The organism is Sphaerisporangium sp. NBC_01403 (assembly GCF_045040145.1).
Lineage (GTDB): Bacteria > Actinomycetota > Actinomycetes > Streptosporangiales > Streptosporangiaceae > Sphaerisporangium > Sphaerisporangium viridialbum.
On the sequence record NZ_CP109534.1, the window covers coordinates 8,095,371 to 8,120,464 of the forward strand.

General features: G+C 69.0%; 22 protein-coding genes. 9 read left to right on the forward strand and 13 right to left on the reverse strand.

Going from position 1 to position 25,094, the window contains the following annotated elements:
• The first annotated feature begins 40 nt into the window (after positions 1-40).
• Complete coding sequence (locus OG589_RS36470) at positions 41-658, forward strand: GNAT family N-acetyltransferase (RefSeq protein ID WP_363914193.1); 618 nt, start codon at positions 41-43, stop codon at positions 656-658.
• A 137-nt stretch (positions 659-795) separates the two neighbouring features.
• On the opposite strand, the gene trxA is transcribed toward OG589_RS36470, so the two are convergent.
• From trxA to OG589_RS36510, 8 genes are all read right to left on the reverse strand, one after another.
• Positions 796-1,119 carry a thioredoxin gene (trxA, locus tag OG589_RS36475; RefSeq protein ID WP_405142864.1) on the reverse strand — a complete coding sequence of 108 codons (324 nt, stop codon included), beginning with the start codon at positions 1,117-1,119 and terminating at the stop codon, positions 796-798.
• Between the two features lie 13 nt (positions 1,120-1,132).
• Positions 1,133-2,068: a thioredoxin-disulfide reductase gene (trxB, locus tag OG589_RS36480; RefSeq protein WP_405142865.1), complete on the reverse strand. Its 936-nt coding sequence runs from the start codon at positions 2,066-2,068 to the stop codon at positions 1,133-1,135.
• 237 nt (positions 2,069-2,305) lie between these two features.
• The gene (locus OG589_RS36485; RefSeq protein ID WP_405142866.1) at positions 2,306-3,331 is read right to left on the reverse strand and encodes an anti-sigma factor family protein; all 1,026 of its coding nucleotides are present in this window, start codon (positions 3,329-3,331) and stop codon (positions 2,306-2,308) included.
• Positions 3,321-3,965, reverse strand: coding sequence for an RNA polymerase sigma factor SigM (sigM, locus tag OG589_RS36490; protein ID WP_405142867.1), 645 nt, complete (start codon positions 3,963-3,965; stop codon positions 3,321-3,323). The genes OG589_RS36485 and sigM overlap by 11 nt, the downstream gene beginning before the upstream one ends.
• Before the next feature lie 13 nt (positions 3,966-3,978).
• Positions 3,979-5,487, reverse strand: a complete 1,509-nt coding sequence (locus tag OG589_RS36495) for a serine/threonine protein kinase (protein WP_405142868.1) — start codon at positions 5,485-5,487, stop codon at positions 3,979-3,981.
• A gap of 181 nt (positions 5,488-5,668) precedes the next feature.
• Entirely contained in the window at positions 5,669-7,291 is a 1,623-nt protein-coding gene (murJ, locus tag OG589_RS36500) for a murein biosynthesis integral membrane protein MurJ (RefSeq protein WP_405142869.1), read from the reverse strand.
• On the reverse strand, positions 7,288-9,474 hold the full coding sequence (locus tag OG589_RS36505; RefSeq protein WP_405142870.1) for a DUF6049 family protein: 2,187 nt from the start codon (positions 9,472-9,474) through the stop codon (positions 7,288-7,290). Before OG589_RS36505 ends, murJ begins: the two co-directional genes overlap by 4 nt.
• 46 nt (positions 9,475-9,520) lie before the next feature.
• Positions 9,521-10,099 (reverse strand): aminoacyl-tRNA deacylase, encoded by a 579-nt coding sequence (locus tag OG589_RS36510; RefSeq protein WP_405142872.1) that lies wholly within the window; start codon positions 10,097-10,099, stop codon positions 9,521-9,523.
• 145 nt (positions 10,100-10,244) lie between these two features.
• Here OG589_RS36510 and OG589_RS36515 point away from each other — a divergent pair, with 145 nt between their 5' ends.
• Positions 10,245-11,678 carry a CCA tRNA nucleotidyltransferase gene (locus OG589_RS36515; protein WP_405142873.1) on the forward strand — a complete coding sequence of 478 codons (1,434 nt, stop codon included), beginning with the start codon at positions 10,245-10,247 and terminating at the stop codon, positions 11,676-11,678.
• Positions 11,679-11,796: 118 nt separating this feature from the next.
• Positions 11,797-13,197, forward strand: coding sequence for an aspartate aminotransferase family protein (locus OG589_RS36520; protein ID WP_405142874.1), 1,401 nt, complete (start codon positions 11,797-11,799; stop codon positions 13,195-13,197).
• A gap of 146 nt (positions 13,198-13,343) precedes the next feature.
• Here the strand turns inward: OG589_RS36520 and OG589_RS36525 are convergent, their stop codons facing one another.
• Positions 13,344-14,642 (reverse strand): MFS transporter, encoded by a 1,299-nt coding sequence (locus tag OG589_RS36525; protein ID WP_405142875.1) that lies wholly within the window; start codon positions 14,640-14,642, stop codon positions 13,344-13,346.
• 402 nt (positions 14,643-15,044) lie between these two features.
• Here OG589_RS36525 and idi point away from each other — a divergent pair, with 402 nt between their 5' ends.
• Complete coding sequence (gene idi, locus OG589_RS36530) at positions 15,045-15,635, forward strand: isopentenyl-diphosphate Delta-isomerase (RefSeq protein ID WP_405142877.1); 591 nt, start codon at positions 15,045-15,047, stop codon at positions 15,633-15,635.
• 124 nt (positions 15,636-15,759) lie between these two features.
• Here idi and OG589_RS36535 read toward each other — a convergent pair whose 3' ends face one another.
• Together OG589_RS36535 and OG589_RS36540 are read right to left on the reverse strand one after the other, a co-directional pair.
• Positions 15,760-16,839 carry an inositol-3-phosphate synthase gene (locus tag OG589_RS36535; protein ID WP_405142879.1) on the reverse strand — a complete coding sequence of 360 codons (1,080 nt, stop codon included), beginning with the start codon at positions 16,837-16,839 and terminating at the stop codon, positions 15,760-15,762.
• 13 nt (positions 16,840-16,852) lie between these two features.
• Positions 16,853-17,509 (reverse strand): helix-turn-helix transcriptional regulator, encoded by a 657-nt coding sequence (locus OG589_RS36540; protein WP_405142881.1) that lies wholly within the window; start codon positions 17,507-17,509, stop codon positions 16,853-16,855.
• Between the two features lie 145 nt (positions 17,510-17,654).
• On the opposite strand from OG589_RS36540, the gene OG589_RS36545 reads away from it, so the two are divergent.
• The 4 genes from OG589_RS36545 to OG589_RS36560 all read left to right on the forward strand — a co-directional run bounded on the left by OG589_RS36545 (position 17,655) and on the right by OG589_RS36560 (position 23,542).
• A complete protein-coding gene (locus tag OG589_RS36545) occupies positions 17,655-18,062 on the forward strand; it encodes a DUF5318 family protein (RefSeq protein WP_405142883.1) in 408 nt (135 codons plus the stop codon).
• 753 nt (positions 18,063-18,815) lie between these two features.
• The gene (locus OG589_RS36550; RefSeq protein ID WP_405142885.1) at positions 18,816-21,008 is read left to right on the forward strand and encodes a transglycosylase domain-containing protein; all 2,193 of its coding nucleotides are present in this window, start codon (positions 18,816-18,818) and stop codon (positions 21,006-21,008) included.
• A gap of 12 nt (positions 21,009-21,020) precedes the next feature.
• On the forward strand, positions 21,021-22,370 hold the full coding sequence (locus OG589_RS36555; RefSeq protein WP_405142886.1) for a glycosyltransferase family 87 protein: 1,350 nt from the start codon (positions 21,021-21,023) through the stop codon (positions 22,368-22,370).
• Positions 22,371-22,414: 44 nt separating this feature from the next.
• Positions 22,415-23,542 carry a mannosyltransferase family protein gene (locus OG589_RS36560; protein ID WP_405142888.1) on the forward strand — a complete coding sequence of 376 codons (1,128 nt, stop codon included), beginning with the start codon at positions 22,415-22,417 and terminating at the stop codon, positions 23,540-23,542.
• A gap of 69 nt (positions 23,543-23,611) precedes the next feature.
• Here OG589_RS36560 and OG589_RS36565 read toward each other — a convergent pair whose 3' ends face one another.
• Positions 23,612-24,367 (reverse strand): deoxyribonuclease IV, encoded by a 756-nt coding sequence (locus OG589_RS36565; RefSeq protein ID WP_405142889.1) that lies wholly within the window; start codon positions 24,365-24,367, stop codon positions 23,612-23,614.
• Positions 24,368-24,466: 99 nt separating this feature from the next.
• On the opposite strand from OG589_RS36565, the gene OG589_RS36570 reads away from it, so the two are divergent.
• The gene (locus tag OG589_RS36570; RefSeq protein ID WP_405142891.1) at positions 24,467-24,649 is read left to right on the forward strand and encodes a hypothetical protein; all 183 of its coding nucleotides are present in this window, start codon (positions 24,467-24,469) and stop codon (positions 24,647-24,649) included.
• Positions 24,650-24,720: 71 nt separating this feature from the next.
• On the opposite strand, the gene OG589_RS36575 is transcribed toward OG589_RS36570, so the two are convergent.
• Entirely contained in the window at positions 24,721-25,032 is a 312-nt protein-coding gene (locus OG589_RS36575; protein ID WP_405142892.1) for a hypothetical protein, read from the reverse strand.
• Between the last annotated feature and the right edge of the window lie 62 nt (positions 25,033-25,094).

Consider the following 25,094-nt stretch of genomic DNA (forward strand, 5'->3'; position numbering starts at 1 on the left):
CATGACTCGCGTTCGTCTCGCAAGGATTGGGGGCCCCGGGGTGTCGCGTCGGCTGGTGAATGTCACGCTGGACAACCTTGACGATCTACCACGCCGCTGCAGGCGGTGTGTCTTCTGGGAGCTCGATCCCGTCAGCGGGGAGCGCGCCCAGCTGGTGGGTGATCCAGGGCTCGAGAAGGAGGCCTGGATCTCGGCGACCCTGCTCGAGTGGGGCAGTTGCGGGAAGATCTGCTACGTCGACGGGGTGCCTGCCGGGTTCGTCCTGTACGCGCCGCCGCTGTACGTGCCCAGGTCCGTGGCGTTCCCGACCTCGCCAGTGAGCGCGGACGCCGTCCTGCTGATGACCGCCCACATCATCCCGGAGTTCTCCGGGGGAGGGCTCGGGCGGATGCTGATCCAGGGCGTGGCGAAGGACCTGACCCGGCGCGGCGTCCGGGCCATCGAGGCGTTCGGCGACCTCAAATGGGAGCAGCCGGGCTGCGTCCTGCCCGCCGAGTACCTCCTCGCGGTCGGTTTCAAGACCGTTCGCCCGCATCTGCGCTTTCCGAGGCTCCGGCTGGAGCTGAAGACGGCGGCGTCGTGGCGTGAGGACGTCGAGGTGGCCCTGGAACGGCTCCTGGGCTCCATGTCACCCGAACGCGCGCTTCGCCCCGTCTGAGGCCATCTCAGCCCCACGACCGACAGCACAGAGCCCCCTGCGCCAGATGGCGCAGGGGGCTCTGCTGGGGTGGGTGCCGCCGGAAGAGGCGGTGGTACGGCTCGCGCCCGCATGGCGTGCGCGGTCCGCAGGGGCGTCTAGATGACGCCGTCGAGCTCGCGGAGCAGCATGGCCTTCGGCTTGGCGCCGATGATCTGCTTCACGACCTCTCCACCCTTGTAGACGTTCAGCGTCGGAATCTGGAGTACGCCGTAGTCGCGAGGAGTGGCGGGATTCTCGTCGATGTTGATCTTCACGATGGTCAGCTTGTCGGCGTGCTCGGTCGCGATCTCCTGGAGGATCGGCGCCACCTGGCGGCACGGGCCGCACCACTCGGCCCAGAAGTCGACGAGCACGGGCTTGTCGCTCTTGAGGACCTCGGCCTCGAAGGTGGCGTCGGTGACTGACTTGATCTCGCCCAAGGTGGTTCTCCCCTTAACTGGTGGCGTGGTCCGCGAGCCAGCGCTCGGCGTCCAGCGACGCAGAACAACCGGTGCCCGCTGCGGTGATGGCCTGGCGGTAGGTGTGGTCGACGACGTCGCCGGCCGCGAAGACGCCGTCGACGTTCGTCCTGGTTGTGGGGGTGTCGACCAGGATGTAGCCCTCATCGTCGAGGTCAAGCTGGCCCTTGAAGAGCTCGCTGCGGGGATCGTGGCCGATCGCGATGAACACGCCGGTCACCGGCAGCTCGGTCTGCTCCCCGGTCTTGAGGTTCCTGATCACGACGCCGGCGACCTTGGTGTCACCCAGGATGTCGACGACCTCGCTGTCCCAGACGAAGCGGATCTTCTCGTTGGCGAAGGCGCGATCCTGCATGATCTTGCTCGCGCGCAGCTCGTCGCGCCGGTGGACCACCGTTACCGACCGGGCGAACCGGCTGAGGAAGGTGGCCTCCTCCATGGCGGTGTCGCCGCCGCCGACGACCACGATGTCCTGGTCGCGGAAGAAGAACCCGTCGCAGGTCGCACACCACGAGACGCCCCGGCCCGAGAGCCGCTTCTCGTTGGGGAGACCAAGCTCGCGGTAGCCGGAGCCGGTGGCGACGACGACCGTCCTCGCCAGGTAGGTCTCGGTGTGGGTCTTGACCACCTTGGGGTTCTGGGTGAGGTCGACCTCGGTGACGTCGTCGGCGAGGAGCTCGGCGCCGAACCGCTCGGCCTGCTTGCGGAAGTTGTCCATCAGGTCCGGCCCGAGGATGCCGTCGGGGAAGCCCGGGTAGTTCTCCACGTCGGTGGTGTTCATGAGCGCGCCACCGGCGGTGACGGAGCCCTCGAACACGAGCGGGTTGAGGTCCGCGCGGGCCGCGTAGACCGCGGCGGTGTACCCGGCCGGGCCCGACCCAATGATGATCACATTACGGACGTCGCTCACGCCTCTCGCCTTTCGTGCCCATGGTGGTCGTTCGCTCGACTGCCGGTGCGCGTTGCCACACCGCTCCGACTATTGCTGGCCTGTTCGTTCGATGCAGTGGCGTCAACAGATCCTAGGCGTCCGGGATTCCCTCCACGGCCAAGCGCGCTTCCGGACATGACGAAGTCCCCCGGGGTTACCCGCGAGGGACTTCGTAAAGGCTAGAGGAAAGGGCTGTATGCCCAGGTCAGATTAGGCTTACTGCCAGCGGCCCACGGCCGGCTGCCGCACGTTCGCGCAGTTGGAGTCCACGACGTACACCCAGACGGCGTTGCGGAGGCGGTCCTTCCAGAAGGCCATCACCATGGCCTCGTTGCCCTGGTAGAGGGCCTGGTCGACACCGATCGGCTTGGCGGCGGTCTGTGAGTTGAGCCGCTTCCCGACCCTCTCGGAGATCTTGGTCACGCATCGCACGACCGCGGGGTCCACGGAGGCGTCGCCTCCCGACAACGACCCCGGACCCGTGGCGCCGACGTAGGTCGCCAGAGGTCCGTTGAGCACGTCGCTGGAATAGTTGAAGTCACTGTGGCTGATCACGTAGCTGCGGCCCGGGGCCGGCGGCTTGGGGACCACCTGCTCCTGGCCGGGGCCCACGCTGGACGGCGCGCTGGTTTGCGCGGGCGGCAGGGCCACGTTGTTGTGATCGGGCCCCGCCCCGGTGCCCGAGGCCGAAAGCATGGTCGCCGACATTCCGGCGATGCCGATCACGGCGGCCGCCGCCACGCTCGCCGCAGCGGGCATCGCCCACGAGCGGCGCCGGGAGGCCTTCCTGCGCCTGGCCGGGACGATCGAGCCGTCGTCGGCCACGACGCCCAGCACCGCGATCGCGGGCTCCGGCAGCGATGGCGCGGGTCGTGCCGCCGGCACCGGTGGAACGATCGGCGTCGGAGCCGTCAGCGGCGTCGAAGGCGCGGTCTCCCATGGGGAGTCGCCCATGATGCGGTCCCAGTCGGGGGCCTCGTCGAGCGTGAGCCCGCCACCGGCCCGTCTGGTCTCCGCCTCTGCGCCGAGGGCCTTGTCGATGCGGAACGCGACGCCCATGGGCATCGCGGGAACCGGCATCGCCGCGAGCATCTCGCGGACCGCCGCCAGGTCGGCGAGGCTCTCCCCACAGGGATCGCATACCGCGAGATGCTCGCGGACCCGCACGGCCGTAGCGTCGTCCAGGAGGCCCTCTGCCAGCTCGGCGAGGATCTCCAAGTCGTAGTGCGTATCACCCGTCACGAAGTTCTGCTCCCTTCGCGGATGAGACGCGAGACAGGTCTGATCGGTTCCGCAGATGCGAAAGAATCGGGGCGAGTTTCGCCCGGCCACGCGCGCACCGGCTCTTGATCGTGCCCGTGGGCACCTCGAGCACCTGGGCGGCGTCCTCCACCGAGTAACCCATCATGTCGACCAGCACCAAGGCGGCTCGCTGGTCGGCGGGGAGGAGCTTGAGCGCGGCCGAGACCTCCATGGAGACGTCGCGCTCACCTGTCTGGTCGGGCATCGGAGTGTCCCGCTCGGCGGCCTCGACGAGCTCGTCGTCGGCGACCGGGCGGATGGACTTGCGGCGCATGCGGTCGAGGCAGGCGTTCACGACGATGCGGTGGAGCCAGGTGGTCACCGCCGCTTCGCCGCGAAAGCTGTCGGCTTTGCGGTAGGCGGAGACGAAGGCGTCCTGAACGGCGTCAGCGGCCTCGTCGGGGTCACCGAGCGTACGCAGCGCGACGGCCCACATGCGATCACGATGGCGGCGGACGATCTCGCTGAAGGCGTGTGGATCACCGCCGATATGGCTCGTCAGCAGGTCGGCGTCGGACAACGCTGACCGTGCGGCGTGCTGAGCCGCCGGCGGGCTATCGGGAGGAGGGTTCACAACGCGTGTCCTGTTAGGCCGATCCGGGAGAATGCACGACTACGTCATAGATGGTGCCACGAAACTTCCCCTCAAAGGCCGGAAGGCGCGTAAACCAGATCAAAACGTACTGACCGCTCGTGGCCTTTTCCGGGGTGAGGGTCACCGTTCCTGAGACATTTTCCTGCTTGGCGGCGGTTTTCAATGAGCTCAGGTCGGCGGTGTCGCCGACCCTGAGCTCGATCGTGGAGCCGGGCGTGTCGCCCAGTGAGACGACCACGTCGGCGATCGTGGTCTGCTTGCCCAGCTCCACGATGAGGCCGACGCCCTTCTTGAGACCGCCGAGTTCGGCGCTCTCGTACTTGTCGGTGTGCCACTCGGTCGAGGGCTTGCCGTCGATGGCCAGGCGGGCGAGCTCAGGGTGCTCGGCATGGTCGCTGCCCAGCGGGTCGAAGCCGTCGGCTCTCGACGGCTTCACCGTGACGATCTTCGGGGACGGCGCCTGCGACGCCGACGAGGACGCCTCGGGCGACGGCGGACGCTTGCCGAGGCTCTGCCCCAGAGTCCAGGCGCCGAGGCCGACCGCGGCGATGACCAGGACGATCACCACGCTGATCATCGCCCGGCTCGCCATGCCGCCCGAGTGGCGCTGGGGGGCCTGGACGGGAGGGCGCTGAGGCGCGGGCTGCCGGGGCGGCCTGGTGTGCTCGATGTCCTCGGGCGCCTCGGAACGCAGGCTCAGCGCGGGAGGCATCGCCGAGACCGACACCGGCACGGGAGCGGGCCTCGGCACCTCGGCCAGGGCCTCCGCCACGGCGGCGGGGGTCGCGAGCGCGGGCAGCCCGCGCCTGGGCTCCTGCAGCAGAGCCCGGCAGGTGATGGCGTCGAGAAAGCCGGGAACACCGGCCGTGACCTGGCGCGGAGTGCAGACCTTGCCATCGTCGAGCGGCGCGGGCGGCAGATCGACCTCGCCGTCACCCGGCCAGTGACCGGTGAGCGCGGTGTAGAGCAGGCGCCCGAGCCCCTGGGCGTCGTCGCGGGCGGGGTCCTCGCTCTCGATGTCGCAGAGAGAGGCGTCCACGGCCAGGCCGAGAAGCTTGACGGTGCTGCCGGCGGTCCAGATGAGGCGGTCGGGGGTCAGGCAGAGATGGGCCAGCCCAGCCTCGTGAGCGTGGGCGACGGCCTCGGCGGCCTCCGCGACCAGCGCGGCCGCGCGCTCGGGCGCCATCGGCCCCGAGGAGACCATGTCGGTCAGGGTCTCGCCGGTGACCCACTCGCTCACGACATAGGCCTGCCCGTCCTCCTCGGCGGCGTCGAAGACCTGGGTCAGGCGGGGGTCGGTCAGGCGGCTCGCCCCGCGGGCGGCGGTGACGACCTCGGCCACCCGCTCGAAGTCGGGGGAGAGCGTGAGAACGCAGACGGGCCGCGCGAGCACCTCGTCGATGGCCTTCCACAAGGTGGCGCCACCGGACTCGCTGACGCGGTCTTCCAGGCGGAACCGGTCGGCCAGGCGGCCACCGGGTTCCACGGCCGGGGCGCTCATGAGGCGATCCTCTCCCTGGTCGTGGGCGATGTCCGTGCGAATACCGCCACGCCCCTCCTGCTCCTTGTCAGCCGGTGGTGCCCGATCTCCACCGTGCACAGGGCACCATGGTAGTCCGGAGCGGGTGCCGCCCGTGTTGCCCTTGGAACACGGGCGAACCGGACTTCCGGCTTACCTATGACTAGCGGCCTACCCGTCCCGCCACAAGTCCAATGATCGAGCTGATTTCGGCGATCCGCATCCGGTGGGATGTGACCAGGTAGATCAATCCGCCGAGCCCGCCGCCCGCCACCAGCATGATCGTGGAGCTGAGCGGCGTCACACCGGCCAGTTGCTTGGTCGCCCAAAGGGCGCCGAGGGCGATGACCGCGGCGGGGATGGCGGCGACGTACATCCGCGACAGCCCGGAGGCGACGACCCTGCCGCCGAGCCCGCCGCCGACCTTGCGGCTGGCGAGGGTCCAGGCGACCGCCCCGCCGACCACGTACGCGGCGGTGAAGGCCAGGGCGAGCCCCATGACGATGAGGTGGGGGGGCAGCGTGAGGTACAGGATGAAGCTCAGCAGGGCGTTCACCGCGACATTGCCCCCCGCGATCAGCGCGGGCGTGCGGGTGTCGCCGAAGCTGTAGAAGACCCGCAGCAGGAGCTGGTAGATCGAGAAGGGGACGAGCGCGAGCCCGAACACCTGCAGGACGTTTCCCATGTTCAGGGCGTCGTCCACCGAGGTGCTGCCGTGGGCGAAGATCAGCACGGTCACCGCGGGGCCCAGCACCATGAGCAGCAGCCCGGACGGCACGATGACCGCGCAGACCAGCCGCACTCCGGAGGCGAACTCGTCACGGATGGCGCCGAGCTCGCCCTCGTGCACGTACCGGCTCATCCTCGGGAGCATCGCCGTGATCACCGAGACGGCGATGATGCCGTAGGGGAGCTGGAAGAGCTGGAACGCGTAGCTGTACGAGGCGATGCCGGCGACGTGGCCGGCCCCCTCCTCGGCGGCCTTGCCGGTGGCGCCCGTGGCGAGGTTGGTGGTGACGATGTAGCCGATCTGGTTGAGCACGACGAAGGCGAGGGTCCACACGCCCGCCTTGCCCATCTCGCCGAGCCGCGCGTTGCGCAGGTCGAACCGGGGGACGAACCTGAACCCCACGCGGTGCACGGCGACGATGAGGACGATCGACTGGATCACGATGCCCGCCGTGGTGCCGATGCCGAGGAGGGCCAGGTCGGAGGCCGTCGCTGCCCCGATGTCACCGCCCGCCCGGCTGACGAAGTGGTAGATCAGGCCGACCGCGATGACCACGAGGTTGTTGAGCACGGGCGCCCACATCGGCGCCGCGAACCGGTCACGGGTGTTCAGGATGGCGCCGGCGATCGCGCCGATGCCGAAGAACGCGATCTGGGGAAGGATGAAGCGCGCCAGCGTGGTGGCGACCTGGGCGCTGCGGGGATCCAGGTCGGTGGTGAGGAGTGCGATGAGCAGCGGGGCGCACAGCACCCCGAGCACGGCGATGGCCAGCAGCGCCATCGTGGCCACGGTCATCAGCCGCTGCTCGTAGGCCCGCCCGCCGTCGGGGTCGTGCTTCTGCGCCTTGACGATCATCGGGACGATGACGCTGCTCAGCACCCCTCCGATGAGGAGGTCGAACAGGATGAACGGGATCGTGTACGCGACGTTGTAGGCGTCGCCCAGGGCCGCCACGCCGATGGCCGACGCGAGCACGGCCGTACGTACGAAGCCGGTCAGGCGGGACACCATCGTGCCCGCGGCCATGACCGCGCTGGCGCGCAACATCCGGCTCATGAAGGCCCCTCTCGATGTTGTGCGGGTTCCGGTACGGCTCGCGGGGCCGCCTGCCCGGCCCTGTGGCCCTTCGCGGGGCGGCGGGAGTGGCGGCGCAGGACGCGCAGCATCACCGCGGCGAGCACCACGGTGAGCACGGCACCGACGATCACCAGGACGATGGCGGTGTATCCGGTCATGCGCACGGTGACCTCGACAGGAAGGCCGTAGCGCTTGCCGCTCTCGCTGGTGAGCTGCACCTTGACCTTCGTCTGGCCGTCGCCGTTGCCCATCATCGGGATGTCGAGAGACCTGGTCTTGCCTGGGCTGATGGTGACCAGCGACTCGTACGCGCCGATCGTGAGCAGCTTGCGGTCGCCGGAGGTGATCTTCACGCCGACCGTGACCTCTTCGTCCTGGAGGTCGTTGCGAATGCTGATCGGGACGATGCCGTTCTTTCCCGCGAGCGTGCGCTGCTCGCCCGTGGAGACCGAGATCGCGCTGGTGCGCTCGCTGACGGCCGAGTCGACCTGCTTGAGCAGCGGGCCCACGCTGCCCGTGCGGCCACGCCAGGCCGTCGAGGTGAGCCTCAGCAGGGCGGTGTCGAAGACCCGGCGGTGGTCCTTGGTGACGGTGGCGGTGAGCTCGGCGCGGTTACTGAGCTTCTTGACTCCGCTGATGTAGGACTTCGCGAGCTCGGCCTGCTCGTCCTTGTCGGTGTAAACCAGGTCGGTGCGGGGCACCCCGGCCTTCGGCGGCTTGACGGAGCTCAGGGCGACCGGCTTGAGCCACGGCGCGGAGGCGGCCGTCTTCAGCAGGGTGGTGACGAAGGCAGGGTCGGGATTCCAGCGGCGGGGCGGCGCCGCGACCACCGAACGAGGCTCCTCCGGCCGCTCGATGCTGATCATCGCGGTCTCGGCGAGGAACCGCTGGGTGACCAGGGTGGTGGCGCCGGGGGCGGAGGTGCCCGCCGTCGTCAGGAGCGCGCTGAGCACCGGGTCGGCCAGCAGCGCGTTGACCGTGCCCTGGACGGTCTCCAGCGAGGTGGCGGCGTCGGGCGTGTACGTCAGCGGAGGGCTGGCGGGAAGGGCCGTCGAGGCGAGCAGGACCGTGCGGACGTCGGCGACGGCCAGCGCGTCGAGGGCGTCGTGGTCGATCACACCCCCCATCGGCCAGTTCGTGGCGGTGCCGACCTCCTTGCCGAGCAGATCGCTCGCGACGGACGCGCCCTTGTCGATCGCGATGCCCGTGGCGGTGTCGAGCCCCTGGTGGCTCACGGCCGCGACGTCGGGGTCGGCGTACGGGGTGGCGGTGACGGGAACCTTGGCGAGCGAGGCGCGCAGCCTCTGCAGCCACTGCGCGACACCCTGGTCGGCCGTCTTCCTCGTCGGTGTCGTGCCCGGCTTGACGCTGAGGCTGTAGTCCTTGGACATGGCCTGCGCGTCGTCGAGGAGCGCCGGGTCGACGAACCAGCTCACGCCCTTGGACGGCGTCTCGGCGATCTTCAGGATCTTCCCCAGGCGCCCGTCGTCGGCGACCGCCTGCCGCAGGCCGTCGTCGACGAAGGTGGCGTCGTCGCCACGATGCGGCTGGTCGACGATGGGAAGCGCCCAGGCGATCTTGGTGCGGGTGATCGGCTGGTCCTTCGGGGCGTACGTGAGGAATGTGCGCTGGGCGGCCAGTTGCCCCCTCACGGGGTCCCAAAGCTCGATCGTCAAGGGGTAGACCCCGAACCGGAACATCTCCAGCGAGGCCGGGGTGAGGCTGAACTCCCAGGGGAGCTTGCCCGCGGCCGGGAGCTGGCTCACGTAGACCGTGCGCCGCGAGGAGTCGAAGATCTGGCCGCCGTCGGCGAAGGCCTGCATCTCGGTGCGGTTGGCGAACGGCTGGCGGGAGAAGCGCAGGCGGACCGAGATCCCCGCGAGAGGAGCCGCGCTGGTGTTGGTGACCGATCCCGAGATGAGGATGGGCGTGGAGGGCTCACGAGGCGCCTGCGGCGTTATGGAGTCCACCACGATCTGGGCGTCCTGACGGCTCGAAGCCGCCGCGCGCGTGACCCCATTGCCGGTCTGCGCGGTGCTGGTGGACGCCTTGCCCGCGGCGCTCGTGACGGCCCCGGGAGCGATGGCGGCACTGGCGACGGCCGCCGGGGCGATGAGGAACGCGGCGGTCAGAACGGAGATCAGGGCGGCTCCGCGGGTCACGTGCCGGCCAGGGGTGGAGTTCGGCGCACGCCCAGAATGGTATGGCCTAAAGCAGAGCGGGCGGCGATTCGCAGCGGGGGAGGCCCATCACGGGCCGCACTTCCCGGGAGCCGGGCATCCGCACGGTCCTGTGCCGCGTCGCCTGGAGGTTCACGTACTTTCCGGGGGTGAGTGTGAGCAGGTCAAGGGCCCTGAGCCGCAGGGCCGTACGTCGCTCCCCTGTGGGGGTGTACACCAGGTCGTCGGCGTCCCTGGAGTCCGCCAGGCGCTCGTCGATCAGTACGGTGAGCTCATCGGGAAGCAGCAGGGGTGACACCGATGTGGCGGCGTAGTCGGTCGCGGAATTGACCAGGAAAGCGGGCGCGGGCCGCACCCGGCGCGCACCGAGGAGCGCGCCGACGGCACCCGGCCGAGGGGGTGAGGCGACCGTCGTGACCACGGCCACGGGCTCGCGTGAGCTGCGCGTCGTCACCTCGAACACCGTGACGCGGATGCAGGAACCACGGTCGACGTGCAGAATTTCGGGGAGGTCGTCGGCGCACGTCAAGGCGCGCGGAAGCCGTACGATCTCATGGTGGATCTGGTGGGACAGGAGCCGGCGGTGGATCGCGAGGGCGTCTTTCATCTCTCGTGCTCCTTGTCTTGTCCGGGTGCCCCCGACAGATCTGCGACCGACCGTAAACCTGGTGATCGCATGGGGAGTGCTCCCGGGCGGGTTACACCAGGGCTAGCGCGGAGATTCTCTTCCGTAACCGAAGGACCTACCCAGCTTGTCCGTCTCAAATCTGAGCGTTAGTCAGCAGAGGGCCGTGATCGACCTATTCCGGCGGATTGCCCCAGTCGCCGATGAGCTCGGCGCGCTGTTCGCCGACCATGGGCACGAGCTCGCCGTCGTCGGCGGCTCCGTTCGCGACGTCTTCCTCGGGCGCATCGGCAACGACCTCGACCTGACCACCGACGCGCGCCCCGAGCGGGTGCTGGAGATCGTCAAGGGATGGGCCGACTCCATCTGGACCATCGGCATCGACTTCGGCACGGTGGGCGTCCGCAAGGGCAGCTGGGTCCTGGAGATCACCACCTACCGCAGCGAGTCGTACGACCCGAAGTCCCGCAAGCCAGAGGTGATCTACGGCGAGACCCTCGAGGCCGATCTGGAGCGCCGCGACTTCGCGGTCAACGCGATGGCGGTGCGGCTGCCGGGGCACGAGTTCGTCGACCCCTACGGCGGTTTGTCCGACCTGGCCGCGAAGGTCCTGCGCACCCCGGGCACCCCCGAGCAGTCCTTCGACGACGACCCGCTGCGGATGCTGCGGGCCGCGCGCTTCGCCTCCCAGCTCGGCTTCGCCGTCGATCCGGCGGTCGTGGCGGCCATGACCTCGATGGCCGACCGCATCGAGATCGTCTCCGCCGAGCGCATCCGCGACGAGCTCGACAAGCTCATCTGCGGCGCGCACCCGAGGGAGGGCCTGGGCCTGCTGGTGGACACCGGCCTCGCCGCCCACGTGCTGCCCGAGCTGCCCAAGCTGCGCCTGGAAATCGACGAGCACCACCGGCACAAGGACGTCTACGAGCACACGCTCATCGTGCTGGAGCAGGCGATCGCGCTGGAAGCCGCGGGCCCCGACCGCGTGCTCCGCTGGGCCGCCCTGCTGCACGACATCGGCAAGCCCAAGACCCGGCGGTACGAGGAGGGGGGCCGCGTCTCCTTCCACCACCACGAGGTCGTGGGCGCCCAGATGACCAAGAAGCGCCTCGCCGAGCTGCGGTTCCCCAAGGATGTCGTGGCCGACGTCTCCCGCCTCGTCGAGCTGCACCTGCGCTTCCACGGCTACGGCACCGGCGAGTGGACCGACTCGGCCGTGCGCCGCTACGTGCGTGACGCCGGGCACCTCGTCGAGCGGCTGCACAAGCTCACCAGGGCCGACTGCACGACCCGCAACAAGCGCAAGGCCCAGGAGCTCTCACGCACGTACGACGACCTTGAGGAGCGCATCGCCCGCCTCGCCGACGAGGAGGAGCTGGCGAAGATGCGGCCCGAGCTCGACGGCAACGAGATCCAGGAGATCCTGGGCGTCGGTCCAGGGCCGGTGGTCGGCAAGGCCTACAAGTTCCTGCTCGACATGCGCCTTGACGAGGGCATCGTCGGCAAGGAGGCCGCCAAGGCGGCTCTGGTGGAGTGGGCGCGCGCTCAGGGCGTGGGCTGAGCGCGCCGGCCTGCTCGCGTTCCGGAGTTGTCCACAGGTGGACGGCTGTTCCGTGGAGTTGTCCACAGGTGGGCTCGGTCTTCGTGGCGGGGCACACGGCCGGGGTTAGGGTGACCGAGTGGACGCCCGAACTCTGACCGACCTCGACCGCGAGCACCTCTGGCACCCCTATGCCGAGGCCTCTCCCGCCGTCCCCGCCCACCCCGTCGTGAAGGCCGAGGGTGTGCGGCTGACGCTCGCGGATGGCCGTGAGCTGGTCGACGGCATGTCGTCCTGGTGGGCGGCGATCCACGGCTACAACCATCCGCGTCTCAACGCCGCCGCCCGCGAGCAGCTCGACGACATGGCCCACGTGATGTTCGGCGGCCTCACCCACGAGCCGGCCGTGCGGCTGGGGCGGCGGCTGGCCGAGATGACGGGTCTTGAGAGGGTGTTCCTCGCCGATTCGGGGTCGGTGGCCGTCGAGGTGGCCATCAAGATCGCGATCCAGTGCACGGGCAGGAGCCGCCTGCTCACCGTCAAGGGCGGCTACCACGGCGACACCTTCGGCGCCATGTCTGTGTGCGACCCGGTCAACGGCATGCACCACCTGTTCAGCGGTGTGCTGCCCCAGCACGTCTTCGCCGGCAGACCCCCGGGCGGCTACGGCCTCCACCCCGGAGCCCCCGATGGCCATGGCCGGCGTCTGGAAGCCCCCGCCTCGTCTGCGCCGGGCCCTGGAGGCGGCACGCCCGCGGTGTCCGGGGAGCGCGGCTCGCCCGTGGTGGCCGGGGACCGCGGCTCGGCTGCGGTGGCCGGGGAGCAGGTGGTCGACGAGGCCTATCTCGGCCATCTGGGAGACCTGGTGGCACGGCATGCCGGTGAGCTGGCGGCGATCATCGTGGAGCCCGTGGTGCAGGGCGCGGGGGGCATGCGCTTCTACCACCCGGCCTACCTCAGAAGGCTGCGCGAGCTGGCCGACGAGTACGGCGTCCTGCTCATCGCCGACGAGATCGCGACGGGCTTCGGCCGCACGGGTGAGATGTTCGGCTGCGACCACGCGGGCATCAGGCCCGACATCATGTGCGTCGGCAAGGCCCTGACCGGCGGCTATCTGACCATGGCCGCCACGCTCTGCACGGCCGAGGTGGCCGATCGGGTCGGCGTGCTCATGCACGGGCCGACGTTCATGGGCAACCCCCTGGCGGCCGCGGTCGCCGACGCCTCGCTGACCCTGCTGGAGGAGCGCCCCTGGCGGGAGGAGGTCAAGCGCATCGAGGCCGGCCTCGTCGAAGGGCTGGCGGGCGTGGCCGGCGCTCCCGGGGTGAGGGACGTGCGCGTCCTCGGCGCGATCGGCGTGGTCGAGACCGTGCACCCCGTGGACACCTCGAAGATCCAGGACATCGTGATGGAGCACGGCGTCTGGCTGCGCCCCTTCGGGCGGCTTGTCTACACGATGCCGCCGTACATCACCGCTCCCGACGAGCTGGCGCGCATCACGACCGCGATGACCGCCGCGGCGGCCACACTCCCCGCGTAGTCCCGCCACCCCACCTACCGAGAAGGCGAGGGTGATCGCCCTGCCCGGGAACGGCCATTGGGTGCCCGGTGTTTGGAGGGCGGTGTCGGTGACTCGCCTTCTTCGGAGGTGCGGGCGTCACGGGTTGCCCGTGGGAGGTGGCGTGCCTACTGGGTGACTTCCTGGGGGGTGAGGGGCGTGGTTTTGCCGGCTATGAGGCGGTAGCCGAGGGCGCTGAGGATGTATCCCACGGAGGCGATCACGAGCACCAGGTAGGACTTGCCGTTGGCCGGGAGGATCAGCGCCACGAAGACGGCGGCCAGCACGAGCATCCCGTTGAAGAGCATGTCGTAGATGGAGAACACCCGGCCGAGGTAGGCGTCCTCGACGTCACGCTGCACGATCGTGTCGGTGCAGATCTTCACGCTCTGCCCGGTCACGCCGAGGACGAAGCCCGCCACGAGGAAGCCGACCTGCTGAAACGGCAGGCAGAGCGCCAGCTCCAGCACGCCGGCCAGCACGAGCATGATCGGAATCCACGCCTCGGGGCGGAAGCGGTCGGTGGCCCACGGGGTGATCAGCGCGGCCACGAAGAAGCCGAGGCCCGAGGTGGCGAGCACCCCGGTGATGTGGTTCAGGCCGGCCTCGACGTTCGTGGTGAAGTAGAACCGGTAGAGCATCACGGTCATGACGATGGTCATGCCGTACAGGAACCGGTGGGCGGCCATGCTGGCCAGTGCCGCGGCCGGGGCCCGCAGGTGCACGATGTGACGGCCGCCGTCGATCATGCCAGTGATCACGTTGCGCACGGCCTCGCGGGCCTGCGGCCGGTTCGGGTCGTACGAGGGGCCGAGCAGGGTCCTTCGCATGGTGGAGGCGATCAGCGCGCTCAGGCCGAAGACCACGCCCGAGACCACCAGCAGCATGGCCGTGCCGCTGTGCTCGGCGCCGAAGAGGAGGCGGAGCAGGAATCCCATCCCGGCCCCGATGAACGTGGCGATCGTGCCGGAGGTCGGGGTGACGGCGTTGGCCAGCATCAGGCGCTCGCTGTCGACCACGTGGGGCAGCGCGGCGCTGAGCGCCGACAGGAAGAAGCGGTTGACCCCGAGCACCGCGAGCGCGGCGCCGTAGAAGCACCAGTCGGGGGCGTTCAGCGCCACCAGCAGGGCGGCGCCGATCAGCAGGACACCCCGGACCACCGGCGCGATCACCAGGATCTGGCGGCGCGACCAGCGGTCGATGAACACTCCGGCGAACGGGCCGAGGATGGAGTAGGGAAGCAGGAGGACGGCGAACGCGACGGCCGCTTCGGCGGCGCTGGTCTGCTTCTCGGGTGTGAAGAAGGCGTACCCCGCCACGGCGAACTGGAAGACACCGTCGGAGAACTGCGAGACCAGGCGAGTGGCGAACAGACGTCTGAAGTCCCGGCCTCGAAGGACGGCACGAAGGTCGGAGACGTAGGACACGCGGGTCAGCCTACTGGGCTTGTGTCGGAGGCCACATCGGGAACATCCCGGATATGCCCTAGGGGATCGAACGCCCGCCGGTACGCCGGGTCCGGGCCGGGGCTCAGATGCGGGACCAGAGGGGTTACGCACGTGTCATCGCGGAGCCTCCCGGACGGCGGGCGGCCAGTCGTCCGGCCGAGATCGCGGTGCCCGAGCCCCGGCCGGTGCGGTGGAAGGCGGCTTCGCCAGGGTCTGATCGCCTAACACGCCATCGATCCGGGCGCGTTCCTTTCCGGTTTGCCGAAGGTAGACGCTTGCTCCACCAGGGAGGACGTTTGCCCACCCGGAGATGACGCTTCTCCAAAGATGGGGCCGGTGGGTACATGAAGTCAGTAGACATGATCACGTACCCTCGATCGGGTGACCATTGACGAACAGGTCGTGCTCGTGAACGCCGAAGGCGAGGCCATCGGCACCGCCCCCAAGTCCGTTGTGCACGGTGCCGACACGCCCCTGCACCTGGCGTTCTCCTGCTATGTCTTCGACGGCGAGGGAAGGGTCCTGCTGACCCGGCGCGCGTCTCACAAGCGCACCTGGCCGGGGGTGTGGACGAACAGCTGCTGCGGGCACCCGTTGCCGGGCGAGGCCCCCGTGGACGCGGTGGTCCGCAGGCTCGCGTACGAGCTCGGCCTCACGGCCGACAGCCTCGACCTGATGCTCCCCGCGTTCGCCTACCGCGCGGTCATGGAGGACGGCACGGTGGAGCACGAGATGTGCCCCGTCTACCGGGCCATCGTCTCCGGCGATCCGCGGCCCAACCCGGACGAGGTCGGGGAGACCCGGTGGATGCCGTGGAAGGAGTTCACCGGCGACGTCATGAGCGGCCTGCTCGCGATCTCCCCCTGGTGCGGTGAGCAGGTGCCGCTCCTCACCGCTCTCGGCGCCGACCCCTCCACCTGGGAACCCGCGGACCCTGCGGACCTGCCTCCGGCGGCCAGAAGCCCCCGGTAGTTCACCGCATGCGAAGAAGCGCCCGGGTTCGAGACCCGGGCGCTTCTCCTCTGCTTATGTCGGTGGCTGCTGCTTATGTCGGCGGCGGCCCCGCGCCCGGTGCTCGCGCGCGGCCGCCGGCGTGTCAGCGCTCGATCTCGCCGCGGATGAACTTCTCGACGGACTCGCGGGCGTCGTCGTCGGAGTACTGCTCCGGCGGCGACTTCATGAAGTAGGACGAAGCCGACAGGATCGGCCCCCCGATGCCGCGGTCCATGGCGATCTTGGCGGCGCGCACAGCGTCGATGATGACGCCGGCGGAGTTCGGGGAGTCCCAGACCTCCAGCTTGTACTCGAGGTTCAGCGGGGTGTCGCCGAAGGACTTGCCCTCAAGGCGGACGTAGGCCCACTTGCGGTCGTCCAGCCACGGCACGTGGTCCGACGGGCCGATGTGGACGTCGGCCTTGGCCATCTCGTGCGGGATCTGCGACGTGACGGACTGCGTCTTGGAGATCTTCTTGGACTGGAGCCGCTTGCGCTCCAGCATGTTCATGAAGTCCATGTTGCCGCCGAAGTTGAGCTGGTACGTGCGCAGCAGCTCGACCCCGCGGTCCTCGAAGAGCTTCGCCATGACCCGGTGGGTGATGGTGGCGCCGACCTGGGACTTGATGTCGTCTCCGACGATCGGGACGCCGGCGTCGGTGAACTTCTTCGCCCAGACCGGGTCGGAGGCGATGAAGACCGGAAGCGCGTTGACGAAGGCGACGCCCGCGTCGATGGCGCACTGGGCGTAGAAGCGGTCGGCCTCCTCGGAGCCCACGGGAAGGTAGGACACCAGGACGTCGACCCTGGCCTCCTTGAGCACCGCGATCACGTCGGCCGGAGTCTCGTCGGACTCCTCGATCATCTCGCGGTAGTACTCCCCGAGACCGTCATAGGTGGGGCCACGCTGCACGGTGACGCCCGTGGGCGGCACGTCGCAGATCTTGATCGTGTTGTTCTCCGAGGCCACGATCGCCTCGGACAGGTCGCGCCCGACCTTCTTGGCATCGACGTCGAACGCCGCGACGAACTCCACGTCACCGACGTGGTAGTCGCCGAACTGGACGTGCATCAGGCCCGGCACCCGGCTGGCGGGGTCGGCGTCCTTGTAGAACTGCACGCCCTGCACCAGCGCCGCGGCACAGTTGCCGACTCCGACGATGGCTACGCGCACGGAACCCATCGCACTCGCTCCTTTACTCGTTCGTCTTATCAGGAACGGGCTCGGCGTCCTGCGCCTCCGCCCTCTCCGCAGTTGGCCGGACGGCTTGCGCTCGTTCGGTATCGATCAGCTCGTTCAGCCAGCGCACTTCACGCTCGACTGATTCCAAACCGTGGCGCTGTAATTCCAGGGTGTAACTGTCCAACCGCTCACGCGTGCGGGCGAGAGCCGTGCGGACCCCGTCGAGCCGCTCTTCCAGGCGGCTTCTGCGACCCTCCAGGATGCGCAGCCGTACCTCGGCCTCCGTGTGGCGGAAGAAGGCGAAGTGGACGCCGAAGCTCTCGTCCTCCCAGGAGGAGGGCCCTGCCTGGGTGAGCAGCTCGTGCAGGCGTTCCTTGCCTTCGGCCGTCAGCTTGTAGACGATCTTCGACCGGCGGCCGGTGAGCGGCAGAGTGGTGTCGCGCGGGCTCTGCGTCGTGGTGCATGGACCGCGCTCGTCCGGCGGCTCCTCCGCGATGAGACCGTCGGCCAGCAGCTGCCGAAGGCACGGATAGAGCGAGCCGTAGGAGAACGCACGAAACATGCCGAGCAGGGCATTGAGCCGTTTCCGCAGCTCATAGCCGTGCAAAGGGGTCTCGTGAAGCGAGCCGAGCACGGCCAGTTCCAGGACTCCGCCTCTGCTTACCGCCACTGGAACCGCCCCCTCTCGCATCGATGTGTTCTGCCGATGTATCGAGTCGATACATCCAGAGGATACGTCGGGTCGGCATAGTGTGCAATCGGCAAAAGCTCAAGCGGTTGGGCGGAATAGCCAAAAAAGTCGTAGTCTGGCGCTCATGTGGTCACAGCGAGGGGTCGTGGACTACGGCCTTGCGAAGCGGGCGACCGTCCAGTCGCTCCGCTCCGGTCGCGCGGCCAGGAGTGACGTGTGTGATGCTCATCCCTACCTTCTGCGTGCCGCCAGATATCACGGTGAGCCCACCGAGCGCGTCTGCCCAATCTGCGAGTACCGGAACGTGACTCATGTCACATATGTGTACGGCGACCAGCTAGGACGCAGTGCGGGTCGTGTAAAAGCCACGTCAGACCTTGTTCAGATGGCCCATGAATACGAGGAATTCCGGGTCTACGTTGTTGAGGTCTGCCAAGGTTGTTCATGGAATCACCTGACGGTTTCCTTCGTCCTAGGCAACGGCGGGCCACCGGGCAACTCCGGCAAAGACGGACAGACCGCCGAGACATAGTCCAGCGCAGTCGAGTCCCCCGGCTCAGGAGGTACGCCTCTCCGCCTGCCGCTGACAGACGTCGAAGACCCTCCAGATCGCCAGATGACCCAACGAGGACGCGTGAGTTACAGCAGCTATGGCTCCGAGCCGACCGGCCGCCCCGACCCAGCCGAGGGCCCCGGCGGATCAGCTCGCCCCGGGCGGCGCCGTCGCTCTGCCCCAGAGGGCGCGCCCGCAGGTGGACAGTCGTCACCACGCCCGGCACCCGACCCGGCCGCCGGCAGGCGCGCCGCGCCGCCGCCACAGGGCCGCTCCGGTGACCCAAGGCAGGGCGCGGGCGACCCACGCTCCCGCCCAGGCTCGCCCGACCCGCGTTCTCGCTCCGGATCCGCGGACCCGCGCTCGCGCCCGGGTCCTGCCGACCCCCGTTCGCGTACCGGGTCCCCCGACCCGCGATCGCGCCCCGATGCCTTCCCGGGGGGCGGTGATCCGCGCCGTGCCCAGGGTGAGCCCCGGGGCCGGCGCTCAGAGGCGGCCTTCGAGGGCACCCAGTCCATAGGGCAGTTGCCCCCGCCCGGCCAGGGCACGCCCCGGCGCGACGTCTCCGGCTCGGAGACCGTCGTGAGCCGTGACATGGGCGGCAGGCGAAGCCGCAGGGCACAGGGCGGTCCGGGTGGTCCCGGTGGTCCCGGTGGTCCCGGTGGTCCCGGTGGGCCCGGTGGCATGGGCCCGGGTGACGGGCCTCCCGGTGATGGCCCCGGCAGGCGGCGCATGAAGGACGACGAGCCGCCCGGCCGCACGGGCTGGAGGCGGTTCGTCCCCAACTGGAAGATCGTGATGGTCGGCTTCGCCGTCCTGGCGGCCGGCGTCTTCGGCATGATCGCCGTCGCCTACGCCAACACCCCGCTGCCGAGCGAAAAGGATGCCCAGGAGGCCGCGACCGCCCAGGCCAGCACCTTCTACTACGCGGACGGCTCGGCGATGGCCCGCCTGGGCACCGAGCGCAAGGCCGTCAAGCTCGACGACGTGCCGAAGTACGTCCAGGACGCGGTGGTCGCGGCCGAGAACGACACGTTCTGGACCGACCCCGGCATCTCGCTGTCCGGCATCGCGCGGTCGGCATGGAGCACCGCGACCGGAACACAGCTCCAGGGCGCCTCCACGATCACCCAGCAGATGGCCAGGAACTACTTCAAGGGCCTCAGCCAGGAGGTAGCGATCAAGAGGAAGGTCAAGGAGATCTTCATCGCGATCAAGCTGGACAAGGACTGGGACAAGAAGAAGGTTCTCGAGTACTACCTGAACACCGTCCCCTTCGGTCGCAACACCTATGGCATCGAGGCTGCCGCTCAGAAGTTCTTCGGTCACAGCGTCAAGAAACTGACCAAGGCCGAGGGCGCCTACCTCGCCGGACGTATCCAGCAGCCGGGCAACTTCGACGTCGCCGAGGAGAAGAAGAACTACTCCGGCACCCAGTTCCGCTTCAACTACGTCCTCGGGCAGATGGCGAAGCTGAACCCCAAGGAGTACGGCAACCTCCCGACCACGCTGAAGTTCCCGAAGCCGGACCCCCGCAAGGACTCCCAGGCGTTCGGCGGGCTCCGCGGCTACATGCTGACCGAGGTGCTCAAGGAGCTGGAGTCCAAGGGGCTGCCGCGCTCCGATATCGAGACCGGTGGTTACAAGATCTACACCACCTTCGACAAGAACCTCATGCTCGCCGCGAAGAACGCGGTCGTCCAGACCACCAGCGGCCTGCCCAAGGAGGTCCACACCGGCCTCGCCGCCGTCGACCCGCGCAACGGCCGGGTGGTCGCCTTCTACGGAGGCAACAACTACCTGGGCAAGCACCCCGACCAGTTCAACGAGGCCTTCCAGGCGCGCAAGCAGGCGGCGTCGGCGTTCAAGCCGTACGTGCTGGCGGCGTGGCTGGAGGCGGGCCACAGCCTGAAGAGCTACGTGAGCGGCAAGCAGCCGCTCAAGCTCGAAGGCACGACGCCGATCTCCAACGGCCACTCGACGCCCGCCTCGATGGACATCATCTACGCGACGCAGCACTCCATCAACACGGCCTTCGGCCAGATGGGCGCGGAGGTCGGGCTGGACGCCGTCAAGCGCATCGCCGAGGAAGCCGGCCTGAGCAAGGACAGCCTCGACAAGGACGTCAACGACCACCGCTTCCTGTTCTCCATCGGCAGCGCCGGCGTGACCCCCGTCGAGCAGGCCGGCGGGTACTCCATCTTCGCCAACAACGGCAAGCACTTCCCGACCCACACGGTCATCAGGGTGATCAATCAGCAGAAGGTCGAGGTCATCCCCGAGGACAAGACGCCCAAGCAGGTCATCTCCGAAGAGGTGGCCGCGGACGCCATCGTCGCGCTGCAGTCCGTGGTCAAGGGCGGCACCGGTACGGCGGCCGCCCTGGCCGACCGTCCGGTCGCGGGCAAGACCGGTACGAACAATGACAACAAGGAAGCCTGGTTCGTCGGTTTCACCCCGCAGCTCTCGTCGGCGGTCGGCATGTACAAGGAAGACCGCAAGACCGGCGCCGAGCTGTCCCTGGGCAACAACTTCGACGGAGGCACCGTCCCCGCCCGCGTCTGGCGGGCGTTCATGTCCGAGGCCATGAAGGGCCAGAAGGTCGAGGAGTTCCCCCCGCCGACGAACATCGGCTCGCCGCTCGACCTCGCGCCCAAGCCGGCCCCGACGCCCACCCCCACGCCGACCGACCCGGGGTTCCCCGACGACAACGGCTGGCCGAACGACAACGGAGGCGGGGACCATGGCGGCGGCGACAACGGCGGCGGCGGTTGCCTTCCCTGGGACGACGCCTGCAACAACGGAGGCGGCGATCCGATGAACCAGGGCGACGCCACGGGCAGCACCAAGACCACGCCACCCCCGCCCACACCCTCACCGACGCCCACAGGCGGGCGACGCTCGACGCCCACTCCCACCCGGTGATCGAATAACGCCATGAGCCGATCGACGTACGCCCCAGGTCCCGCAGGCCCCGTCGCGCGTGCCGTGCTGCCCTTGGTTCCCGTGGGGCTGCTCGCGGCCCTCGGGGCCGTGCTGGCGTACGCCTGGAAGGCGCCGTGCCGGTTCGGCGGGGCGTGGAACGACGGCACCCAGCAGTTCCTCAACTTCTGCTACACCGACATCTATCCGCTGTGGTGGAACGAGAAGCTCGACCAGGGGCTCGCGCCGTACTTCGGCCACGACGTGGAGTATCCCGTCGGCATCGGCTCCCTGATGTGGGTCATCCAGAAGATCGTGTCCGGGCTGAACGAGCCGGGGGTCTGGTTCTACGACCTCACCGTGCTCGTCATGGCGGCGTCGCTGATCGTCGGCGTCCTGGTCATGGCGTCGCTGGCCGGGATGCAGGGCCGTCCCTGGGACGCCGCCTGGTACGCGCTGGCGCCCGCGCTCATCCTCACGGCGTTCATCAACTGGGACCTGCTGTGCGGGGCCCTCAGCCTGGGGGCCTTCCTCGCGTGGTCCAGGAACAGGCACTTCCTGGCCGGGGTGCTGCTGGGCCTGGCGATCGCCACGAAGTTCTACCCGCTCGTCTTCTTCGGCCCGCTGTTCCTGCTGGCGCTGCGCACCCGCAGGTTCCAGGCCTTCTTCTGGACGCTCGGCGGCACCGTGATCACCTGGGTGGTGGTGAACCTGCCGTTCATGGTGCTGGCGTTCAAGGGCTGGAAGAAGTTCTACGCCTTCAGCAGCGAGCGCGGAGCCGACTGGGGATCGCTCTGGTACTTCTTCCAGATGAAGCAGTGGCCGATCCTCGGGGACGCGAGCAGGCTCGACACCCTCGGCATCGTGTCGTTCGGCCTGCTGTGCCTGGCCATCGCCGTGCTGGCGCTGACCTCGCGCACCAGGCCGAGGCTGATGCAGCTCTGCTTCCTGGTGCTGGCCGCGTTCATGGTGACCAACAAGGTCTGGTCCCCGCAGTACGTGCTGTGGCTGGTGCCGTTCGCGGTGCTGGCCAGGCCGAACTGGAAGCCGCTGCTGCTCTGGCAGGTGGCCGAGTGCTGGTACTTCTTCGCGATCTGGCTCTACCTGGTCGGCATCCAGCCCGGCAACGAGGCTCTAGGGATCAGCGACGGCACGTACTTCACCGCGGTGTGGGGGCGGGCGATCACGATCGCGATCATGGCGGCGTTCGTCGTCAGGGACATCCTGCGGCCCGAGCACGACGTGATCAGGCAGGGCGGCGTGGACGACCCGACCGGGGGCGTCTTCGACGGGGCCGGCGACCGCTTCGTCCTGCGGGTCGCCCCGCGCCCGGCCGACGTCAAGCCGGCGTCGAGCTCGGCCTGACGTTCCTGATCGGAAGTCCAGGATGACCCTCTATTCTCCTTTGTGTGCAGACCTCCCCCCAGGAGACCGATTCCCGGGTGCCCCCGGTGCACCGGTCCGACGGCGATGTGCTGGTCCTGTGGCTCGGATCGCGCCTGGGGACGGTCGTCGCGGCGACGGTGGGGGCGAGCGTGCTGGCGGGGGACAAGCTCCTCACGCCGTTCCTCGAGCGCTGGCAGCACTGGGACGCCAAGCTCCTGGTGGACATCGCGAAGTACGGCTATGACGGGAACCCGGCCGCCGATCCCGACGCCGGTCTGCCTGCCTTCTTCCCCGGGATGCCCCTCGCCCTGCGCCTGGTCCATGTGATCGTGCCCGACTGGTCGCTCGCCGGCCTGCTCATCTCGCTCGTCGCGGGGCTGGTCGCGATGACGGCGCTGGCGAGGCTCGGCGATTTCGAGGGGCCCGAGGGCGCGGGACGGCGGGCCGTGCTGGCGCTGCTGCTCTGCCCCACGGCGGTGTTCCTGTTCGCGGGGTACACCGAGTCGCTCTTCCTGGCCTTCGCGGTGCCCGCCTGGCTCTATGCCCGGCGCCAGAACTGGATGGCGGCAGGGCTGCTCGCCGCCGGCGCCTCGTGCGTGCGCATCACAGGACTGTTCCTCGCGCTGGCTCTCATCGTGGAGTTCGTCATGCGCAGGGGCCGGGCGGGCAAGGCCGCGTGGCTGCTGGTCCCGTTCGTGCCGCTCGTGCTCTACTCCGCCTACCAGCACGGCCGTACGGGCGACTGGCTCGCCTGGCAGCACGCCCAGGAGGCCGGCTGGGGACGTCAGATGGTGTGGCCGTGGCAGTCGTTCTGGACCACCTGGCAGATGGCCGCGGGCGACGGGCAGTTCGTCTGGGCGTTCCGCATGGAGATCGCCGGCGCGCTCGTGGGGTTCGCCGTGGTGATCTGGCTGCTCCTCGCGCGGCGGTGGAGCGAGCTGGTCTACGTCGGCCTCCAGCTCGGAGCGCTGGTCTTCTCGGCGTACTACCTGTCGATCCCGCGCGCCCTGCTGCTGTGGTGGCCGCTCTGGGTCATGCTCGGCCAGGTCTCCACCCGGCGGCGCTCCGTGCTCGTGCTGTACGCGCTGGTGGCGGGGCCGCTCATGGTGCTCAACACCATGACCTTCATGAACGGGGCATGGGCAGGCTGAGGCGCTGAGCCGCAGCCTGTACCCACTTTCCCGGTGAAGTAATCCAGGGACTTATCCACAGGCTGTGGATCAAAGGTGGTCGCGGAGGAAGGCGATGTCGGCCGCCTGGCCATCGCCGGGGGTCTCCACCACGATCGGCGCCCCCGCCGCGCGGCACACGCTCAGGATCAGCTCGGGGTCGATCTGTCCGTTGCCGAGGTTGGCGTGCCGGTCGGCCCCGGAGTCGAAGGCGTCACGAGAGTCGTTGCAGTGCACCAGGTCGATGCGGCCGGTGATGGCCTTGACGCGGTCGACCACGTCGGCGAGCTCCTCGCCGCCGGCGTGGGCGTGGCAGGTGTCCAGGCAGAAGCCGACGTCGAAGCCGTCGAGCGCCTCCCACAGGCGGGCCACGCGCTCCAGCTTGCGCGCCATCGCGTTGCCGCCGCCCGCGGTGTTCTCGATCAGCACCGGGATGGGGGTGTCGAGCCGCTCGAACACCTTGCGCCAGTTGTCGAAGCCGACCTGCGGATCGTCGTCCTTGCCGACGTGGCCGCCGTGCACGATCAGGCCCTTGGCGCCGATCGAGGCCGCGGCCTCAAGCTGGCTCGCCAGAAGCTTGCGGCTGGGGATGCGGATGCGGTTGTTCGCGGTCGCCACGTTGATCACGTAGGGCGCGTGGACGTAGACGTCGACCTCCGACGCCTTGAGGGCGCCCGCGGCCGCCGGGATGACCGGCCCCTTCCAGCCCTGGGGATCACCGAGGAAGAACTGGACGACCTCGGCCTTTCGCGCCGTGGCGTGGGCCAAAGGGTCGTCTTGGTCGACGTGAGCTCCGATACGCACCATGAGACGAGCGTAGCCGTTTCAAGAACCGGCCCAGGGGCAGGTGGAGCGCCGGGTTGGTACGCCCAGAAACCCGCGTACCGTGAGACATAGGAGACGACTGTGGCCTATCCCCGCCGCGGAATCAGCCTGTTAGGCCTGATCTACATTCTCATCGGCATCTACGTCGCTTGGGTCCACGACTACATCACGCCCAGCCTGCTCAAGAAGATCGCCCAAGCCCTGCTCGCTGTCTTCCTCTGGTTCCTCATCCTGCTCGGCGTCGACCTTCATATCGGGGGCTGAGATCGCATCCGCCCACCTGGCACGCCGACGGGGGCGCCTCGGGGGGCGCCCCGTCGTTCGTGGCGTCACCGTCAGGGAATGAACCCGCCGTGGTAGATGCCCGTCGCCACGCCGACGAATGACAAGACGATGGCGACGATGTTGACCGAGCGCTCAGCGGTCGTCGCGGAGACGTACTGTGAGTACATCCCGACGACGAACCCCACCAGTCCGGCCCAGGACGCGACCATGTGGGCGCTGACGACGAGTCCGCTGACGAACGCCACCAGACCGCAGGCGAACGCGACCATGGTCAGGGTGTTCTCGCGGGTGTGCTTCCTGCCGTCGGAGTTGAGCGTGAGTCGGAAGGGCTCGCTCTCGGTAGGGCCAAGGGCTTGTGGCATGGCGGCCACCTCCTCTCTTCTCTCCGTGACGTTCCCCTTACGGGCGGCGGACAATCACGACG